General features: G+C 69.0%; 4 protein-coding genes. All 4 read left to right on the top strand.

Annotated elements, in window-relative coordinates:
• The first annotated feature begins 292 nt into the window (after positions 1–292).
• The gene (gene istA / locus ACR2FV_RS15725) at positions 293–1,015 is read left to right on the top strand and encodes an IS21 family transposase (RefSeq protein ID WP_434016643.1); all 723 of its coding nucleotides are present in this window, start codon (positions 293–295) and stop codon (positions 1,013–1,015) included.
• A gap of 130 nt (positions 1,016–1,145) precedes the next feature.
• A complete protein-coding gene (locus tag ACR2FV_RS15720) occupies positions 1,146–2,252 on the top strand; it encodes a tyrosine-type recombinase/integrase (RefSeq protein WP_434016642.1) in 1,107 nt (368 codons plus the stop codon).
• A 113-nt stretch (positions 2,253–2,365) separates the two neighbouring features.
• A complete protein-coding gene (locus tag ACR2FV_RS15715) occupies positions 2,366–4,690 on the top strand; it encodes a tyrosine-type recombinase/integrase (RefSeq protein ID WP_434016641.1) in 2,325 nt (774 codons plus the stop codon).
• Between the two features lie 119 nt (positions 4,691–4,809).
• Positions 4,810–5,228: Mu transposase domain-containing protein (locus tag ACR2FV_RS15710; protein ID WP_434016640.1), on the top strand; the 419-nt coding region annotated here is incomplete at its 3' end.

Below are 5,228 nucleotides of genomic sequence, written 5' to 3'. Positions count from 1 at the left end.
TGGTGCACTGGGTGGGGCGTCGGGGGGTTCCTGGATGTGGTGGGGGGTGACCCAGTGTTGCACCCGCCGCCGGCGCAGCCCCAACAGGTCGCAGGCTTTGGACAGGGGCCAGCCGGCTTGCGTGGCGTGCTCGACCAGACCCAGCAGCACGTCCTTGATCGACGCGTCGACTCGGTGAGTGTGCCAGTCTGAAGTGGCCCCACTTGGAGCAGTAGTGCTGGCTTGAAGTGGCCCCACCCTCGACCCCCAACTGGTCCTCTACCGTCCGAGTTGTCTGGCAAGGCAACTACGGATGTGGAGGGTGAAGGAGATGTCGAGAGTGGAGCAGTTCGAACGTATCCGACGAGACCGTCGGGATGAAGAGATGTCGGTCCGGGAGCTCGCGCGCAAGCACGGAGTGCACCGGCGCACGGTCCGTGCAGCACTGGGCGCCGCGGTGCCGCCGGCCCGGAAGGTCCCGGCCCGGTCCGCGCCGGTGCTAGGCCCGCACGTGGCCACGGTCAGGGCCTGGTTGGTCGCGGACCAGGGTGCACCGCGCAAGCAACGGCACACCGCCCGCCGAGTGTGGCAGCGGTTGATGGAGGAGGAAGGGGTGGTGGTCGCCGAGTCCTCCGTGCGGAACCTGGTCGCGTCCCTGAAGGCCGAGATCGGCCTGGGCCGGGCCCAGGTGATGATCCCGCAGACCCACCCGCCGGCCCGTGAGGCCGAGGTCGACTTCGGTGAGTTCCAGGCCGTCATCGCCGGGGTGGTGATGCGGGTGTGGATGTTCTGCCTGCGGCTGTCGCACTCGGGCAGGGCGGTGCACGTCGCGTACGCCAACCAGGCCCAGGAGTCCTTCCTGGACGGGCACGTGCGGGCCTTCGCGGCCCTGGGCGGGGTTCCGGTCGGGATGATCCGGTACGACAACCTCAAGCCGGCGGTGATCCGGTGCGCGCTGGGCCGGGAACGGTTGGAGAACGACCGGTTCGTGGCGATGCGGTCGCACTACCTGTTGACTGAACTAACTGCCGCATAACCCCAGGTCATCGGCCCGCGTGTCGTGTCCTGCTCGTTGGCCTGAGGGGTGTAGACCTCTGCTTATGAGGCAGGAGCAAGGCACGTCGGCTGACTTGGCCGGGCTGGTGGTGCCCGTGGTCGGTGGGCTCATGAAGACAGGTGAAGTCCTGGAGCCGTATCGCCTGCTCGATGCCGAGGGTGTGTCCGTCGAACCCGTCGCGGTGTACTTCCGGGAGTTGCAGGCGGCGGACCGGTCTGTGGCCACGATCAGGTCCTACGGGATGGATCTGCTGCGGTGGTTCCGGTTCCTGTGGGCGGCTGGGGTGTGCTGGGATCGGGCGAGCAGCGCGCAGGCGCGGGACTTCGCACGTTGGCTCCAGTTGGGAGCTCAGGACCGGGCGCCGTACTCGCGATCGGTGCGGGCGCATAGCGAGACGGTGCTGCGTGGCTTCTATGACTATCACCGGGACGAGGGCACCGGGCCGGTGCTGAACCCCTTCTCGCTGGACCGGTCTCGTCGCGGCAGGCGGGCCCATGCTCATCACAACCCGATGGCCCCGCACCGTGGCGAGAGGATCGGTCGGTATCGGCCGGTCGTGGCTTCTCGGATTCCACGCAGCGTTCCCGATGATGAGTTCAACGAGATCTTCGCCCGGTTGCCCTCGGACAGGGATCGGGCACTGGTGGCCTTCTACGTCTCCACCGGGGCGCGTGCCTGCGAGCTGTTGTCGGTGCGTCAGGGTGGGGTGGCTCCGGGCCGTCAGCTGATCACCGTGGTACGCAAGGGGTCGGGGGCCTCGCAGCAGCTGCCTGCATCGTCGGATGCGTTCGTGTGGTTACGGCTGTACCAGCTCCAGGTGGAGGGGCTGGTCCCCTCGGGCCGGCAGGAGCCGTTGTGGTGGACGTTGCGCCGCCCGGTCCGCCCGTTGACTTACCACGGGGTGCATCGGATGTTCGAGCGGGTCACCGCGCGGGCAGGGACGAGGGCAACTTTGCACTCGTTGCGCCACACCGCCGCCTACCGGATGGCCGAAGATCCCACACTTCCGCTCACCGACGTCCAGGCCGTCCTGGGGCACGCCTTGTTGAGTACCACTCAGATTTACCTGACCCCCCGCAAAGAGGACGTGATTCGTCGGGTGCTGACCCATCACGAGGAGCAGAGTCGTCGGGCCGCCGAGCGACCGGTCCCGCCCGCCGCGCCGGGCTATCGCCCAGAGACCCTCGATGTCCTCTTCGGCGGGCCAGTTTCGTGAGCGTCGCCGCCCCGGCCCGGCCCAGCGAGCCCCTCCAGGCATGCCGAGCCGAGTCGCCCGGTGAGGAGCGCTTCGCAGCACGCCCGCGTGGCCGGGTGTGGCCCAGGACGGCATTGTCTGCACAGGAGGCCGAGGAGGTGCTGCACTCCGTGCCGTTCCTCGGCGCCGACCGCGCCCAGGAACGGGTCATCGGAATCCGGTTGTTGTTGCAGTGGTTGGGTGCCCAGCCCGGCCGGACGTGGCAGGAGCGGTGGGAAGCCAGCGGCGCGGACGCGGCGGGTCGTCACTGGCGCCAGGTGCCCAGCGCCTGGCTGGCCGAGCGCGGCCACGTGACATGGCGCCGCGACACCGTGATCGAGACGGTTCCGATGGCGATCGGGGCCGACCTGCTGCGCCCGTCGGTGTCCTGGCTGGTCGACGGGGGCGGTGCCCGTGGCGGCTTGCTGGTCCGCCACCTGGCCGCCGTCCGCGACCCCGACGGATTCACCAGACTGCGGCAGCTGTGCCGCGGCGAGGCCAGCATCTCGACTGCCCTGGCATCACAGAGCGCCTACCGTTGCGCGTTGATCCTGGCGGCCAAGGGTGGCCAGCTCGCCGACGTCGTGTTCGGGGATGCCCTCGAGCTCTTCGACGCCGAGGACCGGGCCCGCGCCAAACCTGGGGTGGGCCGCTCGGCCTATTGCCGGATCATGAGCGAGTTGGGCATATTCGAGGCGCAAGCGTCGGCCTTGATCCGCCGGCGCCGCACCGGTGGGCAACACACCCCGCAGGAGCTGATCGACCGGTACGGCATCGTCCACGCTGCGGTGCGTGACCTTCTGGTGGAGTACCTGCGCGAGCGTCAGCCCGCCCTGGACTACACGAGCCTGGAGTCGCTGGTCTACTTCCTCGGCAAGCTGTTCTGGGCAGACATCGAGACCCACCACCCGGGCATCGAGGACCTCAGGCTCCCCCGTGAGGTTGCCGATGCCTGGAAGCAGCGGCTGCGCACGGTCAGCAAGAGCAGCACCACAGCAGGCGGTGTGAGCACGAAGGTCACGGTGCCCAGGATCAACTACCGGGAGTGTTTGACTCCGGTCCGGGCCTTCTACCTCGACCTGGCGCACTGGGCGGTGGAGGACCCCGGCCGCTGGGGTCCGTGGGTGGCCCCCTGCCCGGTCGGTGAGGAAGAAGTCGACCGGCGCAAGGACAAGCAGCACCGCAAGTCCCGCATCGATGCCCGCACCCGCGAACGGCTTCCCGTCCTACCGGCCCTGGCCCGCGGCGTCGCCGAGCACCGCATCGCCGCCGAGGCCATCCTGCGGGCCGCGGCAGAAGCCGGGCCCGGGCAAACGCTCATCCTCGAGCAAACCACCGTGGTCCGGACCGCCTCCGCCCGCGGCACCCCCGACACCGTCTGGGTGGCCGACCCCGCCACCGGCCAACGTCGCAACCTCTCACGCGAAGAGGACCACGCGTTCTGGTCCTGGGCGATCGTGGAGGTCCTGCGCGCCACAGGCGTGCGCATCGAGGAACTCCTGGAGATCAGCCACCACAGCCTGGTCCAGTACCGGTTGCCCACCAGCGGCGAGGTCATCCCGTTGCTGCAGATCCTGCCCTCCAAGACCGACGCGGAACGAATGCTCGTGGTCAGCCCCAACCTCGCAGAGGTGCTGTCCGCGATCATCTCCCAAAACAGGCGATCCTCGGGTGCTGTTCCCCTGGTCGCGGCCTACGACGGCGGGGAACGCACCTGGTCCGCACCCGAACCGCTGCTCTTCCAGCGCCGCATCGGCACCGAGGACCGCGCCATCGCCCCGACCACCGTCAGGAAGCTGCTGTCCACCGCCCTGACCCGCACCGGACTGGCCAGCTCAGCCACCGGTGAACCGCTGCACTACACCCCGCACGACTTCCGCCGGATGTTCATCACCGACGCCATCCTGGGCGGCCTTCCCCCACACATCGCCCAGGTCATCGCCGGTCACCGAGACATCAACGTGACCCTGGGATACAAGGCCGTCTACCCCGAGGAGACCATCACCGCCCACCTGGCGTTCCTGGCCCGCAGACGTTCGCTACGGCCCAGCCAGGAATATCGCACCCCCACCGACGCCGAGTGGGAAGAGTTCCTCGGCCACTTCGAACGCAGGAAGGTCTCCACCGGCACCTGCGCCCGGGCCTTCGCAACACCCTGTATCCACGAGCATGCCTGTATCCGCTGCTCGATGCTCTGGCCCGACCCGGCGCAGCGAGACCGGCTGATCGAGATCCGCAACAACCTCCTCGCACGCATCGCCGAAGCCGAACGCGAGGGTTGGCTCGGTGAGATCGAAGGCCTCCAGATCAGCCTCGCCGGCGCCAACGAGAAGCTCACCCAGATCGACCAGCGCAACCCACCAAGACCCGTCACAAACCTCGGCATCCCGGCCAGACGCAACCACCCACCCCGCCCCTAGCACCGGTTCGCCGCGCCAAGCCACCCCGGACAATCCAAGCCGGGCCGAGGTTCAGTGAATACGGGTTCGAGTCCTTCTACTGCATCCCCGGCATCGAGGGCGCCCATGAGAAGGGCGGTGTGGAAGGCGAGATCGGCCGGTTCCGGCGCGCTCACCTGACCCCGGTCCCGCACGTGCCCTCCCTGGCTGCGTTGAACCAGGCCCTGGCGGCTGCCGATGCCCGCGACGATTCCCGCCGGATCGGTGCCCGCGCCGAGACCGTCGGGGCCGCCGCCGCCCGGGAGACCCCGCTGCTGGCCCCGTTGCCGGACACTGGCTTCGACGTGTCGTTGGCCCTGTCTTGCCGGGTCGATGCCAAGGCGCGGGTGTGTGTGCGCCAGTCGTTCTACTCCGTCCCGGCCCGGTACGTTGGGGCCCGCCTCGACGTGGCCCTGGGCGCGGACACGGTCACCATCCGCGACCGGTCCACGGTCCTGGCCACCCACGCCCGGTCGTTGCACAAGGGCAGCGAAGACCTGGTCCTGGACCACTACCTGGA

Origin of the sequence: Ornithinimicrobium sp., from assembly GCF_051004135.1 — a bacterium.
Lineage (GTDB): Bacteria > Actinomycetota > Actinomycetes > Actinomycetales > Dermatophilaceae > Ornithinicoccus.
This window is presented reverse-complemented; position numbering and strand designations above follow the sequence as displayed.

What these genes read in the sequence shown, in the direction of transcription:
- ACR2FV_RS15720 (WP_434016642.1), top strand. Translation starts at nt 1,146, where the DNA reads ATGAAGACAGGTGAAGTCCTGGAGCCGTATCGCCTGCTCGATGCCGAG.
- istA (WP_434016643.1), top strand. Translation starts at nt 293, where the DNA reads ATGTGGAGGGTGAAGGAGATGTCGAGAGTGGAGCAGTTCGAACGTATC.